Here is an 18,269-nt window from a genome sequence, read left to right on the forward strand (position 1 = left end):
AATAAGTTTTTCGCATAAGGTATGCTCAAATACTTTTCGTCAAAGTAGAATAACACTTTCGTTTTCTGAAGCTTCTCTAAAGCATGTAATGACGGAAATCGGAAAACAAAGCGGCTATGAATTTATTTGTAGTGTTTCTTATTTAAAACAAGCAAATCCGGTTACCATTCAGGTAAAAGATAAAGGAATTGAAGAGGTTTTAGAATCCGTATTCGAAAATCAGCCCTTCAAATATGTTTTGGATGAGAGGACTATCATTGTCCAGCCCAAAGCTGTTAAATTACCACTCTTTAATCCTTCACAGACTTTAATAAGACAGGATACTGTTATCACTGGAAAAGTAATGGATTCGCTCAGTGTTTCTCTTCCAGGTGCCACTGTAAGACTAAAAGGAACCAATATAGGGACTGTTACAGATCTTGATGGTAATTTTAGATTAAAGGTTCCGGATTCGAAAGGAATATTGGTGATTTCTTTTGTCTCTTTTGAACCAAAGGAAATAAGCATTGGGTCGGGACTTTATAAGGAAGTAAGATTAAGGGAGTCAAAAAATGCCCTTAATGAAGTAGTGGTTGTAGGCTATAGTGAGCAAAAAAAGATATCCGTAACAGGAGCGATTTCCTCTATTGGAACCAAAGAGTTATTGCAATCTCCTGTTGCTAATGTAAGTAATATGCTTGCAGGAAGGTTACCAGGACTTGTGGCAGTACAACGTAGTGGTGAACCAGGTGCAGATGGTTCTACCTTAAAGATTAGGGGTATTGGGACATTATATGAAGGAGAGGAATCAGACCCATTGGTAATGGTTGATGGAATTGAAAGAAAGGATTTCAACTCTATTGATCCTAATGAAATAGAAACAATATCTATACTAAAGGATGCATCTTCAACGGCCATTTACGGTATTAGAGGGGCCAATGGTGTAATACTAATAACTACAAAGAGGGGACTTTCAGGGCCTCCCAGAGTTAGCTTTACAGCCAATACTGCAGTACAGATGGCTGTGGCCCCACCAGGAACGGTAAATGCATATGAATATGTCACTTTGAGAAATGAGGCTGCTCGTAATGACGGGATAGCGGAAGAAAATTTGCCTTTCTCTCCTGATGAAGTGGAATTATACCGAACTGGTGAGGATCCAATTCTTCATCCGGATGTTGATTGGTATGATATGCTCATCAAACCCTATTCGCTTCAAAGCCAATATAATTTGGGCATAAGGGGCGGAAATGAATTTGCCAAGTACTTTGTTTCTCTGGGTTTATTTGATCAAAATGCTGCCTATAGATTTAATGATTACAATGAATTTAACACAAATGCTAAATATCGCAGATATAATTTTAGGTCTAACCTTGATTTTAATATAACTAAACGATTTACTGTTCGTGTTAATCTTGCTAGTCAAATTGCAAACTCTAATTACCCAGGTTTATCTTCTTCTGATTTATGGTCAAAAGCCCAAGGAAGTAACCCTATTGTTTCTCCCGGAATGGTGGATGGTAGGATAGTGGTGCTTGGAACAGCTACTTCATCTCCCTTATCTGAACTTTTGGGGCAAGGGTATCGAAATAATTTTAATAGTAATATCAATTCTTCTGTAACGCTTGAACATAAGCTCGATTTTGTTACTCCAGGACTTTCAGTTGGCGGTACAATGGCCTACGATAGCTGGTATAGTCATAATATTTCTAGAAGTAAGCCTATTGTAATTTATACAGCTCTGCCTGATCCTGAAAACCCTGATAATATTCTCTATATCCCTAGAGGTGAAGATGGGGTATTAGGTTATTCGCAAGGTTTTGGTAAAAGAAGGAAGGTATATGCTGAATTAAAATTGAACTATTCTAGGCAATTTGGAGACAATTATTTTACAGGACTTATTTTATATAACCAATCAAAAGAACATGATCCTGGCTTTCAATATAAGGTACCGAGGGGACTTCAAGGTGTTGTAGGAAGATTAACCTATAGTTATAAAAACAAATATAATTTGGAGTTTAATATGGGGTATAATGGTTCAGAGAATTTCCCCAAGGATAATCGATTTGGTTTTTTTCCAGCGTATTCTGCAGGATGGGTTGTCTCGGAAGAGAATTTCTTTTCCAAAAATGGTCTGATATCATTTTTGAAGTTTAGAGGATCATTTGGGGAAGTCGGGAACGATAAGTTGCAAGGAAATAGGTTTTTGTATCTTCCAGACGCATATTTTTATTCTGGGAGCTATTATTTTGGAGAGGCAGGTTCAACCAAATCTGGTTATCAAAGATCATATGAAGGTAAGTTGGGCAACCCACTCTTGACTTGGGAGCGGGCAAAGAAACTGGATATTGGGATTGAAATAAATTTCCTAAATGATAGAATTTCTTTAACTGGTGATTATTTCAAGGAAAGAAGAAATAATATTTTAGCCCCACGTCTTTCCGTGCCAGGAATTGTTGCTGCAGACTTGCCTGCTTTTAATTTAGGAAAAGTAAATAATGAAGGTTTTGAAGTTGAAGGGAGTTACAGGAGTAATGCAAATAACACATTAACCTATTGGTTAAAAGGTAACTATGCTCTTGCAAAAAATAAGATAATCTTTAAAGATGAGCCTCCAAAGACTTATTCATATCAAAATGAAACTGGTAATATAGTTGGTCAATTTTTTGGATTAGAAGCAGATGGGTTATTTAATTCATGGGAAGAAGTGAATGATCCTGATCGTCCAGTTTCCTCCTATGCACCCAATTCTATTCAGCCAGGAGATATCCGGTATATAGATCAGAATGATGATGGGATAATTGATGCTGATGATTATGTTCCTATTGGCCATTCAAGGTTTCCGCAAAATTCTTTCGGATTATCTTTTGGGGGCGCTTTCAAGGGATTTGATTTTTCAATACTGTTTCAAGGTGCATCAAAAGTCTCTACTTATTTAACGGACCAAGCTGTATGGCCTTTTCTGAATGGTAGTTCAAATGCAAAGGAGATACATTTGGAAAGATGGACACAAGAGCGATATGATAATGGAGAAAAAATATCATTCCCGCGTTTGTCAAGAAGTTCAACAGCAGGTGGGAACAACTATGCTCCAGTATCTTCCTATTGGCTTAAGGATGCTAGTTACGTTCGATTAAAAAATGCTGAAATAGGGTATAACTTTTCAGGAGAACTACTTGAGAAGTTTCATATAAGATCTGCCAGGGTCTATGTTAATGGAATTAACCTCTTTACTTGGTCCAAAATCGGGATTTTTGATCCTGAAATTCCTTCAGGCAATGGTAGGGGATATCCTGTGCAGAGGGTGTTCAACCTTGGAGCCAATTTTCAATTCTAGTTTCCTTAATCAATTTAACCTAACATCTTGATTTTCTGAATCATGAAAAATAGGTGTCAATTAAAAATATTATTGAAAATGATATATAAATACAATTTACCTAAAACCCTCATAAATATTCTTATTATATCCTTGTCAACTTTCTTTGTGGGATGTGAAGATTATTTGGAGAAACCACCGAGTATTGATGTAACCGATCAAACAATTTTCCAAAATATTAGAAATGCTGAAACATTTCTATGGGAGGTGTATGCCTCCTCTATTCCCTTTGGTTGGGCAACTCAAGATTGGGATGCAGAGCTTAATTATTTATCAGGTGTAACCGCTGGACAGTTAGCCGCAGCATGTGATGAAGGCGATATAGCTGATTCTTGGCCCGGTCCGAATATTTTTAATAAAGGAGAAGTTACTCCCGTAAAAAATCCTGAAGACAATTTTTTAGGTCACTATAAGGCCATTCGTAAATCGAATATTTTTATTGAGCGCATCGAGGGCGTTCCTGATGGCACGACGGAGTATAAATTGCAATTAAAAGCTGAAGCTCGTTTTCTACGTGCCTTGCAGTATTTTGAATTGATAAAAAGGTACGGTGGTGTTCCTTTAGTGAAAAGAAAGTTAAACAATGAGGATGAACTCAATATTAACCGAAGTTCCCTGAAAGAATGTGTTGATTTTGTTCTCGCTGAATGTGATGAGATTGTGCCGGATTTGATGAGTTCAGCGGAAGGTGTCCTTGCAGGAAGAATTACAAAAGGAGCTGCCCATGCCTTAAAATCTCGTATGGCTCTGTATGCTGCAAGTCCATTGTTTAATAATAACTCCCCATATCTAGAAGGAAAAAATAGTGAACTATGGTGGTATGGAAATTATAGTGGTGAAAGATGGGATGTTGCAGCTGCAGCAGCAAATGATGTGCTGAAATGGGCAGAATCTGTTGGAGTAAGACTTATAACAGAGTATGGACCTGATGTTAACTATACTTACGCGAGTACAGAGCCCGATAATCCCGAGATTATTTTAAGCAGTAAATTTTATCCAAATATGGATTTATGGAGAGAAATGTATTTCCAGTTTACGAGACCTTCAGGGTTTAGAGGGTCATGGTATGGTGTGTCAGTTCCCCTAAATTTTATTAAATATTTTCAAACAAACGAAGGTGAATACTTAGACTGGCCCCAGTCAGGGGAGGATCTTGATGCAATGTATACACAACTAGAACCTAGATTCAATCAATGTATACTGGTCAATGGAACCTATTGGAATGATGATGAAGGTTGGGTTCAAATTTGGACTAATCCAGATGGAAGTAAATCTAAACATGCTAGAAAGAACAATGGTGGTCAATGGTTGAGAAAATTCATACCTGATGAAATGACAGCGGTGAACAAAGTTACCAATATGGAATGGCCTGTGTACCGTTTGGCTGAGTTTTACCTAAATTATGCAGAGGCGATGAATGAAGCATATGGCCCTAATAATTCACACACTTATGGACTTACCGCGATAGATGCTGTAAATATGATAAGGGAGCGATCTGGTCTTCCTCAGCTATCCCCAAATATCTCACACGAGGAAATGAGGACTGCTATCATTAGGGAAAGAGCCATAGAGTTATACGCAGAAGAACATCGTTTTTGGGATGTTAAGCGATGGAAAATTGCCGAGAATGAAGGCGTAATGAAAGGAGATTTTTATGGATTAATGATAAGACCAATTGTTGATTCGGAGAAGTTTAGTTTTGAGCAATATGTCTTTGAGGAAAGATTCTTTTCGAATAAGGATTACTTGTATCCCTTTCCCTCTTCAGAGATTTTTAAAGGGTATTTACAGCAAAACCCTGGATGGTAAAAAGTAATATCAAATTCAACAATCGAATGATGAGAAAATTATATAAGAATCAAGTTATTGTCATTATATCCCTTGCCTTTTTCTTCAAAGTTAACCTGATATCAGGAATGGATATAAGTTTAGCTTCTGATCTACCAAACAAGACCCAAGGTGATTCAATTTTCCAAGTTAAGGATTCACTAAATGTTCCGATTGCTTTTGGCAAAATTCCTTCTTGGAAAATGAGCAATGCAGTTGGTGTAATTAAAAATGAGGAAATAAATCGTTTTAACCTTTCAGTCCTGGGCAATGCTTTGTATGGTAAGGTAAATGGACTGAATGTTATCCAAACAAGTGGAGAGCCCGGTTATGAGTCAATAGGTTTGAATATTCGGGGACAGAGTTCATATAATGGAGGAAGTCCAATCATATTAATTGATGGATTTGAAAACCCATATGATCAGTTATCTGTCGATGAGATTGAAAGTATTACCGTGTTGAAGGATGCTGCATCAACAGCAATGTTTGGCATGAGAGGAGCCAATGGAGTCATTTTAATAAACACCAAAAGGGGCAGAAATGGCAAACCAAAAATATCATTTAGCGCTAAAACAGGATTGCAAATGCCTGTTAATATACCACATTTTCTTGGTGCTTATGATTATGCTAAATTGTATAACGAAGCGCTGGTAAATGATAATAAACCAGCTCTATATAGTGATGAAGCATTAGAAAATTATCAAAATGGAAATGATCCTTATTTATATCCTAATGTGAACTGGTACAATGAAGTATTAAAGAATTCATCACCGCTGACAAACTACACTGCAGACTTTTCAGGAGGAAATGATAATGTCAGGTACTTTACTTTTTTGGGGGTATTGAAAAATGAAGGGCATTATAAAAACACTGATAGCAATCGGGAATTAAATTCAAATGTCAATTTTCTTAGGTATAATTTCAGGTCAAATGTTGATATCAATTTGACTAAATCTCTTGTTGTGTCTACTGACATTGCAGGAAGAATTGAAGATCGATATTCTCCGGGTTCAGGTGCTAGTTCAATTTGGGGAAGTATGGCACGAACACCCTCAAATGCCTACCCTGTTTATAATCCTGACGGGACTTATGGCGGAACAGCTATATATCGAGATAATCCAGTTGGGTTAGTCCTAGGAAAGGGCTTTGCTTTTAGACATACCAGAGAATTGCAGGCCACTGTTAGAGCGGCGAATGATTTTGAAGCACTATTGCCGGGGCTGAAGGCTTCAGCAGCTGTGTCTTTTAGTAATTCTTTCAGAGGAAATGAAGACAAAAATAAAAACTTCCCAGTTTATGAATTGTCCAGAAACCAGGAAGGTGAAATTATTTATAATCAATTTGGCCAAGAAACCTCGCTTACCAACAGTGATAATATTTCAGACCAGTGGAGAAGGTTGAATTTTCAATTTAATGTTGATTTCAACAGAAAATTCAATGAACATGAAATCAATTCCAAGTTGTTTTATCATCAGGATACTTATGTGATAAATGGGAATAATGTACCTTTTGCCAATCAAAATCTAGCAGGGCGTCTGATCTATTCCTATAAAGAAAAATACATAGGAGAGACTACCTTAGCCTATAGCGGCTCTGAAAACTTTGCGAAAGGCAATAGGTTTGGCTTATTCCCAAGCATATCGGCTGGTTGGATAATTTCTAATGAGGATTTCCTTAAATCCAACACGACACTCAGTTTCCTAAAAGTAAGGGCCTCATATGGACTGGTAGGGAATGCAAGTATAGGTGGAAGAAGATTTCCGTACAGCCAGTATTATCATAGTGCTACTGGTTACCGTTTGGGTACTAGTAATGTGAATGGTATCGCGGAGGGAAGTCTTGTGGTTTCTGATGTTTCATGGGAGAAAATTAAAGAAATGAATATTGGACTTGAGGCATCCCTATGGAATAAATTCTATTTGAATGTTGATTTATTTAGTGAAAAGAGGTTTGATATATTGGGTACCAGAGGAGGGGTAATTCCGGCTTTCATTGGAATAGGATTGCCATCAGAAAATATCGGAAGTGTAAGAAATAACGGGATAGAATCAGAATTATCCTATAGAAATCATGTTTCCAATAAAATCAATGTGGATTTTGGTGTGATGGCCGCTTTTACAAAAAGCGAAATTCTGGAAATGGGAGAAATAGTAAGACCTAATTCTTATCAATATCGAACGGGAAGGTCTGTAGGACAGCCATTTGGACTCGAAGCCATAGGTTTTTTTAATAGTGAGCAGGAAATTCAGGATAGTCCTATTCAGACATTTGGAACGGTTCAGCCTGGTGATATTAAATATAAAGATCAAAATAATGATGGCATCATAGACCAAAATGATGAGGTGGCTATAGGGAGACCAGATTTGCCAGAATTGGTTTATGCGTTTCATGGAAATATTTCATATGGTAAATTTTTTGCAAGCTTTTTATTCCAAGGAGTTGCTAATAGGTCTGTGTACTTAAATGGTCCTCTAGTTTGGGCATTCCAAGATTATGCTAATGCAGCACCGATAGCAATGGGGAGATGGACTCCTGAAACTGCAGAAAATGCAACCTATCCTAGGTTAACGACTATTAATAATAACAACAATTATAGGTTTTCATCATTTTGGCAACGAAATGGAAGTTTCCTTAAATTAAGAAATGTTGAAGTGGGATATGAGATTCCTACACAACTATTAAATAAGATTGGACTGAATGGAGGAAGGGTCTTTTTGAATGGAAATAATTTGCTGTCATTTGACAATTTAGACAATTATGATGCGGAAAATATCAGTGGATATCCTAATCTAAAATCTTACAATATTGGTGTACAAATAAAACTTTAGTAAGTAATTATTTGAAAATTCAAATGATATAAAGTGAACAAAATGAAAAAATCAATAATAATTTCAGTCTTTAGTATTCTTGTTTTCAATGCCTGCGTTGAAGATTTTTTGGATCGTAAAATTGAAACGGATTTAAAAGAAAATCAGGTGTTTTCCAGCTATGCTAGGATAAGGGATTTTTTGAATAATATTTACAATCATATCCCTGTTGGATACAGTAGAATAGATGGAAGCATGCTAGCTGGTGCTACAGATGATGCAGAATTTACTAGAGAAAATTCTGCAATTCAAAATTTTAATAATGGGAGTTGGAATCAGTTTAGTAATCCTGACAATCAGTGGGAAAATATGTATACCGGAATCCAAAAATGTAATCGATTTTTGGAAAATACTGAAGGTGTAACCTTTGAAAACATCCGATACACTGATCCACAAACTTATAAAACCCAAACTAATAATTTAGCAAAATTCCGGTTAGAGGCTAGGGTATTACGTGCATTCTTTTATTTCGAGCTCATTAAGCGTTATGGGGATGTCCCACTTATTTTAAGCACTTTGACACCAGAGAGCGATCTTAATTTACCTCGAAATTCCTATGAGGAGTGTGTGGAGTTTATTGTAAATGAATGCGATGGAGTATTAGATTCATCGATTCCTTCAGATATTTCACTTCCAGTATCCTGGGGGTCGGCTGATGCTGGAAGAGTGGACAAGGGTACAGTTCGTGCCTTGAAAGCAAGGGTGCTTTTGTATGCGGCAAGTCCCTTGCATAACTCTAATAATAGTTTAGAAAAATGGGACAAAGCTGCAGCAGCTGCCATAGAGGTTTTTAATATGAATAAATACAATACCCTTCATAATGACTATACTGCCTTATTTAGAAGTGTTTCCCAGCAGGAAATCATATTTGCACGTCGTATGAATGCAAGTAATGGTTTTGAAAGAGAAAATTATCCAATTGGGTTTGAAGGAGGACAAAGCGGGATAACACCATCGCAAAACCTAGTAGATGATTATGAAATGAGGGATGGGACTGAATTTGATTGGAATAATCCTGTTCATGCAGCAAATCCTTATGAGAATAGGGATCCAAGATTGGAAATGACTGTTATTACCAATAATTCAAACTGGAATGGAAGAGCAGTAGAGATTTGGGCCGGAGGTATGGATGGTAAGGGCAAAGAAAGAGCCACAAAGACAGGATATTATCTTAAGAAACATGTTGCCGAAAACTTGGATTTTATAACAGGCACAACGGCATTTCATACTTGGATAATTTTTAGGATGGCGGAAGTTTATTTGAATTATGCTGAAGCCATGAACGAAGCTTATGGTCCTGAAAGTGATCCCAATGGATATGGAATGACAGCATTGGAAGCCTTGAACAGGGTTCGGGATCGTGGAGGAGTGAAAATGCCTTTACTTAATTCTGGTCAATGGAACAAAAATACATTTCGGGAGAAAGTTAGGCATGAGCGGAGGATAGAATTGGCTTTTGAGGAACATCGTCCTTGGGATATTAGACGATGGAAGCAAATAGAGCCATTCCAGTCTCCATTGCGCGGAGTAGAAATTACGAAAACGGGCGAAGGTATATTCAATTATGAACCAATAACGATTGAATCTAGGGTATTTTCTGAAAAGATGCTTTTATATCCTATTCCTTTTTCAGAGGTAGTCAAATCTCCCAAGATTGTTCAAAATCCTAATTGGTAATATTTATGAGAAGATTGGAAATAGTTTATTTTATATGTTTGCTTTTTTGTTTCAAGTCAATATCTCTATTGGGACAAAACATTATTCCTCATCCTAACAAATTAATTAATAAAGGCGGATTTTTAGACTTAGGAAAAAAGGTGAATATAGTTCAAAGAGAAGCCTCAGAAGAGGCTTCTCTCCTTAAGGGATATTTATTAGAGGATTTTAATATAGTATCCCAAGAAAAGAAAAAGGGGCAGTTTAAATCTATAACCTTAAAAGTAGAGAAAAACAAGGAGAATGAATTAGGGGAGGAGGGTTATTTATTGGATGTCAATGATAACGGAATTGTTATCTCTGCTGCAGCAAGAGCCGGTGTGTTTTATGGTGTTCAAACATTGCGTCAACTGATTAAGAGAAATGATAATAGTTTAACCATTAGCATTCCGCGAGTATATGTAGAAGATAGACCTCGATTTAAATGGCGCGCTTTTATGCTAGATGAAGGTCGATATTTTAAAGGTGGGAAAGTAGTCAAAAAAATGTTGGATGAGATGGCGCTATTGAAAATGAATACTTTTCATTGGCACTTGACTGAAGATCAGGGATGGAGAATAGAGATAAAAAAATATCCTAAACTGACGGAAATTGGAAGTAAAAGAGACTCAACTCAAATTGGTTCGTGGCCAACTGGTTGGAAAAGTAACGAGTTTGATGGAAAACCCCACTCTGGATATTATACACAAGAAGAGATAAAAGACATTATTAAATATGCATCAGCCAGGCATATAACCATCATTCCAGAAATAGAAATGCCTGGTCATTCCACAGCGGCTATTGCGGCTTACCCTTGGTTGGGTACGGATCGAACACCACAAAATGTGCCGGTAGCATTTGGTGGTCCTATGGCTGTTCAGAAGGTACTCAACGTGACAGATCCAAAAGTAAGAAGTTTCTTACATGATGTTTTAGATGAAGTAATGGCATTATTTCCGTCCAAAATCATTCATATTGGAGGAGATGAGGTGAAGTATGATGTGTGGAGAAATTCTTCCAAGGTAATGTCATATATGGAAGAACAGGGATTCCCTTCTCCAGCCGCATTGCAGGTCTGGTTTACAAATTCCATTTCGAATTATCTTGCATCCAAAGGGCGGAGAATGATGGGCTGGAATGAAATTATGGGAAAAAAACTGGATGCAGGAGCGGATGAAAAAGATCATTTGGTTGAGGATAATCTAGCGCCCAACACCGTTGTTCACGTTTGGAAGGGGGACCTAAATCTTGCTGTTCAAGCAGCCGAAAATGGTTACGATATTGTTAACTCCTATTATGCCCACACTTATTTTGATTATGACTATAAGACGATTCCTCTAAAAAAGGTATATGACTTTAACCCAGTTCCCAAGGGGCTTGACTCAAAATATCACAATAAAATATTAGGCATGGGGTGCCAGATGTGGAGTGAGTGGGTACCTGATGAGGAGATATTGGGAAGACAAGTGTTCCCAAGAATTGCTGCAGCTGCTGAAGTGGGCTGGACTGATTCATCAAGTAAAAACTATGAGGTATTTACAAAAGGACTACCTTATTTTTTTCAAAGGTGGGATCGATTAGGGATCACCTATTATAATCCAAAAAAAATGACCAGTAATGCTAATTAATATTACCAAGCAGAATATACTCCTTCTTATAGCGGTGTTCTTTTCATCTTTTAGCGTCTTTTCAGGAACGAAAGAAAAGAACTCTTCCATAACCATAGCTAATAAAGGATTAACATCTTATACGATCGTTATAGCAAATGATGCCATTCCAGCAGAAAAAACGGCAGCAGGTGAGCTGAAAAAATACCTTGATAAAATCACTGGAGCATCTTTTAAAATTGATGAAGAAGAAACAGTGTTAGGAGATAAGCCCAAAATATGGGTGGGAGCAGGAAAAGAAGTAAAGAAACTAGCTTCTGATGTTAACTGGGAGGCCTTAGGAGAAGATGGTATAGTCATTAAAACCGTTGGAGATGATTTGATCCTTGCAGGGGGAAGATCGAGAGGAACATTATATGCCGTTTATGAGTTTTTAGAAAATACGGCAGGATGTATGTGGCTTACTCCTAGGGTGGAAATTGTTCCTAGAAAGGATAAGCTGAAAGTTTCCTTTATAGATAAGGTTTATATCCCTTATTTTAAATATCGAGAAAATTTTGCTACATCTGTTGCTAAAGATCCAATTTTTGCTACTAAAATGCGTGAAAATGGCTATTTTCAAAAGCAAACAAAAGAGTGGGGGGGGAAATATAAGATACTAGGCTTTGTACATACCTTTATGTGGTTGGTGCCTGTCAAAGAATATTTTAAAGAGCATCCGGAATGGTTCAGTGATCCGGATAACCATAATCTTCCTTGTACAACTTCTTCCAAAATGCCGGAGGCGGATAAAACACAGCTTTGTATGAGCAATCCCGAAGTGATAAAGGTTTTAACGGAAGCTGCTTTAAAATGGATAGAAAAGGAACCTACTGCTGGTTATATTTCTATCTCGCAAAATGATAATGGAAATTATTGTAGTTGTACTGACTGTTCCCAACTTGCCGAATCTGAAGGTTCTTATGCAGGGCCATTATTAAAAGGTGTAAACCAAGTGGCAAGGAGCATTCGAAACAAATACCCGGATTTCTTAATAGAGACACTTGCCTTTCAGGGTACCAGAAAAGCACCAAAGACAGTACGTCCAGCCGAAAATGTCGTAATTCGCTTGGCTCCCATTGGAGCTGACTTTGGGCATCCAATTGATAGTGAATGGAATGAAAAGGATCGTTCGGCAGTTACTAGTTGGTCAGAGATTTCTCCTAGGCTTTTCATTTGGAATTACGTTACCAATTTTAAGAACACCTTAATGCCTCATCCGAATATGGCGAGTTTTGCAGAGGATCTGCAGTTTTTTCGTGCAAATAAAGTTCAAGGTATATATGAGGAAGGAAATAATTTTACTAATAACATAGGTGATTTTATTGATATGAGGACTTGGCTATTAGCTAAACTAATGTGGAATCCGGATTTGGATCAACAAGAATTGATGTCTGAGTTTATGCATGCATATTATGGAAAGGCAGCTGATCCATTAATCAAATATTTGGAATTGATAGAAAAATCCTTCAAGAGTAAGGAGCAAAAACTTTCTACCTATAATAATGGTGAAAAAGGATTTTCCTTTCTCTCACTAAATGTGATGAATGAAGCTACTACGCTTTTTAATGAGGCTTCTGAGGCTGTAAAAAACAATGATGAGCTTTTAGATCGGGTGCGTAAAGAAAGACTTTCTTTAAACCTTGCTTGGATTGAACTTTATACCTTATTAAAGCAAGAATCTGAAGAAAAGAACCTGCCTTTTCTTGGTCCTGAGAACCCTTCAATTGCCGTTGAGGAATTCCTTGGGGAGTTTGATAGATACGGAGGTAAAAAGTTTGGTCAGGGAAGAAAGCTCGAAGAGGATATAGAAAGGCTCCAAACCATGTTTTAATAATCTATAAACAGTTTACGAATGAGATATTTGATTGTCATTTTTATAGTGACCCAGGGCTTCTATGCCTATAGCCAAGAAACATATGGGGAATATTTCTCGAAAAAACAATACGAAGATAAACCCTTGCCTCGGTTTGAAAAGGTTAGGGCTTTGATTCCACAACCTGTTCTAGAGGAAAACCCCGTTTGGGTAGAAATGTACTGGAAAGCTTGGGAAATTGCTTTTAAAAGGATGAAAAGTCCTCCTCCCGGATCGCCACTTGTCTCCAATTTCTTGGATGAAGGCCTCGATGATAATATCTACCAATGGGACACCAATTTTATGGTGATGTTCAGTAGATATATACACCATATTTTCCCAGGAATACAATCTAATGATAACTTTTATGCAAGACAACGAAAAGATGGATTGATCTGGAGGATATATAAAGAAGAAGACGGCGCAGAACATCCATGGGGTGGAGGAGAAAACTTTGCAAGGAGTATTAACCCACCACTGTTTTCTTGGTCTGAATATCTTAATTATCAAGTGACTGGTGATAAAACCCGCTTTCGTATGGTACTGCCTGTATTGGAAAAATATGTGGAATGGATAGATAAACATAAAGTTGATCAAAATACACCTCATCGATTGTATTGGTCAAATGGACAGGCTTCAGGAATGGATAATACTTTAAGGGATACAGGCAGGCCCGGAGGTCATAGCAGTACATCTCCTATGGGCTGGGTGGATATGAGTGCACAAATGGTTATGAATTATAATTATTTGGCATTTATATGTGAAGAATTGGGAGAAAAAAAGAAGGCTAAAAAATTCAAAAGGAGCGCAAAAGAAATTTCCGAAAGGATCAATGAATGGATGTGGAATGAAGAGGATGGTCTTTATTATGATGTAAGTCCTGAGGGTGAACAGGTGAAAATTAAAACTGTAGCCTGTTTTTGGCCCATGCTTGCCGGGGTAAGTTCAGAAGAGCAAAATGAAAGATTAATAGCCAACCTCAAAGACCCTAGTAGTTTTTGGAGAAAAATCATCTTTCCTAGCTTGGCAGCTGATCAGGAAAAATACAATCCAAAGGGTGGCTATTGGCTAGGAAGTGTATGGGCCCCGACTAATTATGCTATTATCAAGGGACTAGAGAAAAATGGTTATGCTGATTTTGCCCGTGAGTGTGCATTGCGTTATTTGAAAGGTATAGAACAAGTATATAATAATACAGGTACTTTTTGGGAGTGTTATTCTCCCGATTTTGCGCGGCCTGCCACCAAGGAGAATGGTGAAATAGTAGCGAGGGACTTTGTTGGATGGACTGGATTAGGACCAATTTCATTATTGATCGAAAATATAATTGGCATAGATGTTCACGGAGCAAATCATGAGATAAGTTGGAGATTATCCAGGACAGACAGCCACGGTATTAAAAACCTATTGTGCGGAGATGCCTTCGTTTCTCTTATCTATCAAAGAGATGCCTCAGGTGAATATATTATGGCCGATTGTGACAATCAGACAAGTAATATTAAAACTGGTGTTCAACTGAAAGTTTATCACCCCCAAAAAGGAAAAATGCTTTTTAATATACCTTCCGGAGCAAAAGAATTTAAGCTTGAATTATAATCGATCAGTTTTAATGAATAAATATCTATTAATATTTTCCTTTCTATTTATAATTTCATCATCAAAGGGTCAAGTCGCTTTCTGGCAAGATGAAGGAAAAAGTGAGGATAACAGACTTCCAATGAGGGCTTCCTTTTTTTCATATGCCTCTAATGAGGAAGCAAATATAGCGGATTGGGAAAAATCAAGTCGTTATAAATCATTAAATGGAAAATGGAAATTCAAATACTTTGAATCACCATTGGATTTGCCAGAGGGTTATGAGTTTATAGATTACCAGGACAATAATTGGGGTGAAATTCGAGTTCCGGCAAATTGGGAGGTTAATGGATACGGCTATCCAGTTTATGTCAATATTGGCTATGAATTTCAACACATATTCAAGCCTAATCCTCCTTTGGTACCTGAAAATAGAAATCCTACAGGAGTTTATAGAAAGGAGCTGGATATAGAAAGTGAATGGCTGGAAAACAAACAGGTTTTTCTTCATATTGGTGCTGCAAAGTCCAATCTAACAGTTTGGATAAATGGGGTTTATGTTGGCTATGGGGAAGATGGGAAGTTAGCATCTGAATTTAATGTATCTGAGTACCTTAAGCCAGGAAAAAATACAATTGTGATGAAGGTGATGCAGTGGAGTGATGGTACCTATTTAGAAGGCCAGGATTTTTGGAGAGTGAGTGGGGTAACCAGGGATTGTTACCTTATGGCAAGGCAGCCTCTGCATATATTTGATTTTGCTCTAAATCCAATACTTGAAGATGATTTTAACAAGGGAAACCTCAAGGCACTGTTCCAATTAAATAGGGTTCCCAAAAAAGCAGGAGAAATTGAGATTGAAGTTAGGTTTCATGATGAAATGATTGCTAAAAAGTCTGTTAAGGTTAATCATGAGATACAAGAGGTGTCTTTAACTATCCTCAAACCACACCTTTGGAGTGCAGAAATCCCCAATCTTTATGATGTGGTCATAAGACTGAAGAATAAGAATGGTCGGATTTTGGAAGTAATTCCTCAACGTATTGGATTTAGAAAAGTGGAAATCAAAAATGGTCAGTTACTGGTCAATGGCGAAACGGTTTTGATAAAGGGGGTCAATAGGCATGAAACACACCCGGTTACAGGCCAGGTTATTAGCAAGGAAGATATGCTAAAGGATATCTTATTGATGAAACAATTCAATATAAATGCTGTACGAACTAGCCATTATCCTAATGATGAGTATTGGTATCAATTATGTGATGAGTATGGGATTTATGTGGTAGATGAGGCTAATATTGAATCGCATGGTATAGGGTATAAACTTACCCGTACACTTGGTAACCGTCCAAATTGGTATGATGCTCATTTGATGAGGGTAAAACGGATGTATGAGAGGGATAAAAATCATGCTTCAGTAATTATTTGGAGTTTGGGAAATGAAGCAGGTAATGGCTATAATTTTTACCATCTATATCAATGGTTGAAAGATAAAGATAATTCAAGACCAATTCAGTACGAACGTACTGTGGATTACTCTACACTGGATGCAGAATGGAATACCGATATTATTTGTCCAATGTATCCAAGTCCTGAGGGATTAAGGAGGTACGCTGAGAAAACCCTGAATCCCAATAGACCTTTGATCATGTGTGAATACGCCCACGCTATGGGGAACTCACTGGGTAATTTTAAAGATTACTGGGATATCATAAGGGCCAATAAACATGCCCTTCAGGGTGGGTTTATTTGGGATTTTGTTGATCAAAGTTTGATAAAAACGACAAAGGAGGATAATCAAATATATGCATATGGTGGAGATTATGGGCCAGAGGGAACACCTAGTGATAATAACTTTTTGAACAACGGCATATTTAACCCAGAAAGGCTACCAAATCCCCATGCTTGGGAAATGAAGAAAGTATATCAACCTGTGATTACTAGGCTTGCTGGAAAAAACACAATAGAAATCATAAATGAGCATGCATTCAAAGACCTTTCTGAATTAGAATTGAACTATGAATTGCAGGTAGATGGAAAAATATTCCATACAGGTAAAGTAGAAAATCTTTCAGTCCCTGCAGGAGATGCCCAAATTCTCCCCTTGTTATTACCTGATGCTTATAATGGGGAAAAGTTCCTGAATATTACTTACACGCAGCGAAAAGCTACATCAGCTATTCCAGCAGGGCATATTGTAGCTACAGAGCAGTTATACCTAGGAGGAGATTATGCATCTGATAGTGATAATGATTTTAATAAACTAGGTAGCATCAAATCGTTAGATGGAGGTTATAAAGTGTTAGTAGCTGATGTTGAATTTGTATTTAATAAGGAAACAGGCTTTTTGCAAACGTATAAAGTAGGAGACCTTGATTTTATAGAAAAAAATTATTCCCTAATGCCGGATTTTTGGAGAGCACCGACAGATAATGATATGGGAGCAAATCTTCAAAATAAATTAGCAGTTTGGAGAACAGCAGTGGATAGTTTCCAATTAGTGTCTTTTTCTTCAAAATCCCAGTCCAATTTTCATATTGTAAAGGCATTGTATTCCTTAGAAAATATTCCTGCACAATTAAGCATGGAATATGAAATTTCTCTTGACGGGAGCCTCAAAGTAAGGGAGGAATTGATAATTGACAAAACAAAAAATGCTCCCATACTACCCAAATTTGGGATGAAATATATTATGCCAAGTGGATTCGAAAAAGTCGAATATTATGGAAGGGGACCATATGAAAATTATGAAGATCGAAAATATAGTGCTCATGTAGGGATCTATAAGCAAACCGTTGATGATCAATATTATCCTTATATCAGGCCACAAGAAACTGGAAATCGTTCAGGTATCAGGTGGTTTAAAATTTTGAATAAGGAAGGAAGAGGAGTGAAAATAGAAGCTACAAATAGCTTATTAAATACAAAAGCCCTTCACTTTTTTACAGAAGATTTGGATGACGGAGAAGCAAAAAGCCAAAGGCATTCAGGAGAATTGACCCCTCGAGAGCAGGTGCAAGTTAATATTGACCATTTGCAAATGGGCGTTGGCAGTATTGATAGTTGGGGTGCCATGCCCTTAGAAAAATACAGAATACCTTATCAAGCATATACCTATACCTTTAAGTTAATTCCGGTTCGGAATTGATTAATATTTTAATTACTCCATAAACCTATTGTAAACCTGTGTTTTTGGTGGTAAATGATCAGTAATAGTCTAAAGGTCTCAAGGTGTGAAAAGCCGTGCTTAGGAGGAATCTCTAATATTAAGAATCACTGACATATTAATGTTGGTATTAAACATCAAGGTTCCAATATAGGTATTCCATACTTTCTAGAATTATATTATAGACAATGTGGTCTGAGAATTCCTTCTGGGTATGAATTATTTACTGAGAATGATTGATGGCTTGGACAAATAATAAGGAATGCACAAACATAGAATTACA

8 protein-coding genes are annotated in these 18,269 nt (G+C 37.2%); all 8 read left to right on the forward strand.

Features of this window, described 5'->3' with window-relative positions:
- Window positions 1–88 precede the first annotated feature (88 nt).
- The 8 genes from KZP23_RS12960 (at window position 89) to KZP23_RS12995 (ending at window position 17,968) form a co-directional block, all read left to right on the forward strand.
- Window positions 89–3,316 carry a TonB-dependent receptor gene (locus tag KZP23_RS12960; RefSeq protein ID WP_226332141.1) on the forward strand — a complete coding sequence of 1,076 codons (3,228 nt, stop codon included), beginning with the start codon at window positions 89–91 and terminating at the stop codon, window positions 3,314–3,316.
- A gap of 132 nt (window positions 3,317–3,448) precedes the next feature.
- Window positions 3,449–5,164: a RagB/SusD family nutrient uptake outer membrane protein gene (locus KZP23_RS12965; RefSeq protein WP_226332142.1), complete on the forward strand. Its 1,716-nt coding sequence runs from the start codon at window positions 3,449–3,451 to the stop codon at window positions 5,162–5,164.
- A gap of 26 nt (window positions 5,165–5,190) precedes the next feature.
- On the forward strand, window positions 5,191–8,010 hold the full coding sequence (locus KZP23_RS12970) for a SusC/RagA family TonB-linked outer membrane protein (RefSeq protein WP_226332143.1): 2,820 nt from the start codon (window positions 5,191–5,193) through the stop codon (window positions 8,008–8,010).
- A gap of 42 nt (window positions 8,011–8,052) precedes the next feature.
- Window positions 8,053–9,726, forward strand: coding sequence for a RagB/SusD family nutrient uptake outer membrane protein (locus KZP23_RS12975; protein WP_226332144.1), 1,674 nt, complete (start codon window positions 8,053–8,055; stop codon window positions 9,724–9,726).
- A 5-nt stretch (window positions 9,727–9,731) separates the two neighbouring features.
- Entirely contained in the window at window positions 9,732–11,372 is a 1,641-nt protein-coding gene (locus KZP23_RS12980) for a beta-N-acetylhexosaminidase (RefSeq protein WP_226332145.1), read from the forward strand.
- On the forward strand, window positions 11,362–13,224 hold the full coding sequence (locus tag KZP23_RS12985) for a DUF4838 domain-containing protein (protein ID WP_226332146.1): 1,863 nt from the start codon (window positions 11,362–11,364) through the stop codon (window positions 13,222–13,224). Before KZP23_RS12980 ends, KZP23_RS12985 begins: the two co-directional genes overlap by 11 nt.
- Window positions 13,225–13,245: 21 nt before the next feature.
- Window positions 13,246–14,841, forward strand: a complete 1,596-nt coding sequence (locus KZP23_RS12990; RefSeq protein ID WP_226332147.1) for an MGH1-like glycoside hydrolase domain-containing protein — start codon at window positions 13,246–13,248, stop codon at window positions 14,839–14,841.
- Between the two features lie 13 nt (window positions 14,842–14,854).
- Entirely contained in the window at window positions 14,855–17,968 is a 3,114-nt protein-coding gene (locus KZP23_RS12995) for a glycoside hydrolase family 2 TIM barrel-domain containing protein (RefSeq protein WP_226332148.1), read from the forward strand.
- Window positions 17,969–18,269: the final 301 nt, after the last annotated feature.

Source organism: Echinicola marina, from assembly GCF_020463795.1.
GTDB lineage: Bacteria > Bacteroidota > Bacteroidia > Cytophagales > Cyclobacteriaceae > Echinicola > Echinicola marina.

Excerpts from the sequence above, each read along its gene's own strand:
- KZP23_RS12985 (WP_226332146.1), top strand. The coding sequence starts at position 11,362 with ATGCTAATTAATATTACCAAGCAGAATATACTCCTTCTTATAGCGGTG.
- KZP23_RS12990 (WP_226332147.1), top strand. The coding sequence starts at position 13,246 with ATGAGATATTTGATTGTCATTTTTATAGTGACCCAGGGCTTCTATGCC.
- KZP23_RS12970 (WP_226332143.1), top strand. The coding sequence starts at position 5,191 with ATGATGAGAAAATTATATAAGAATCAAGTTATTGTCATTATATCCCTT.
- KZP23_RS12960 (WP_226332141.1), top strand. The coding sequence starts at position 89 with ATGACGGAAATCGGAAAACAAAGCGGCTATGAATTTATTTGTAGTGTT.
- KZP23_RS12980 (WP_226332145.1), top strand. The coding sequence starts at position 9,732 with ATGAGAAGATTGGAAATAGTTTATTTTATATGTTTGCTTTTTTGTTTC.
- KZP23_RS12975 (WP_226332144.1), top strand. The coding sequence starts at position 8,053 with ATGAAAAAATCAATAATAATTTCAGTCTTTAGTATTCTTGTTTTCAAT.
- KZP23_RS12995 (WP_226332148.1), top strand. The coding sequence starts at position 14,855 with ATGAATAAATATCTATTAATATTTTCCTTTCTATTTATAATTTCATCA.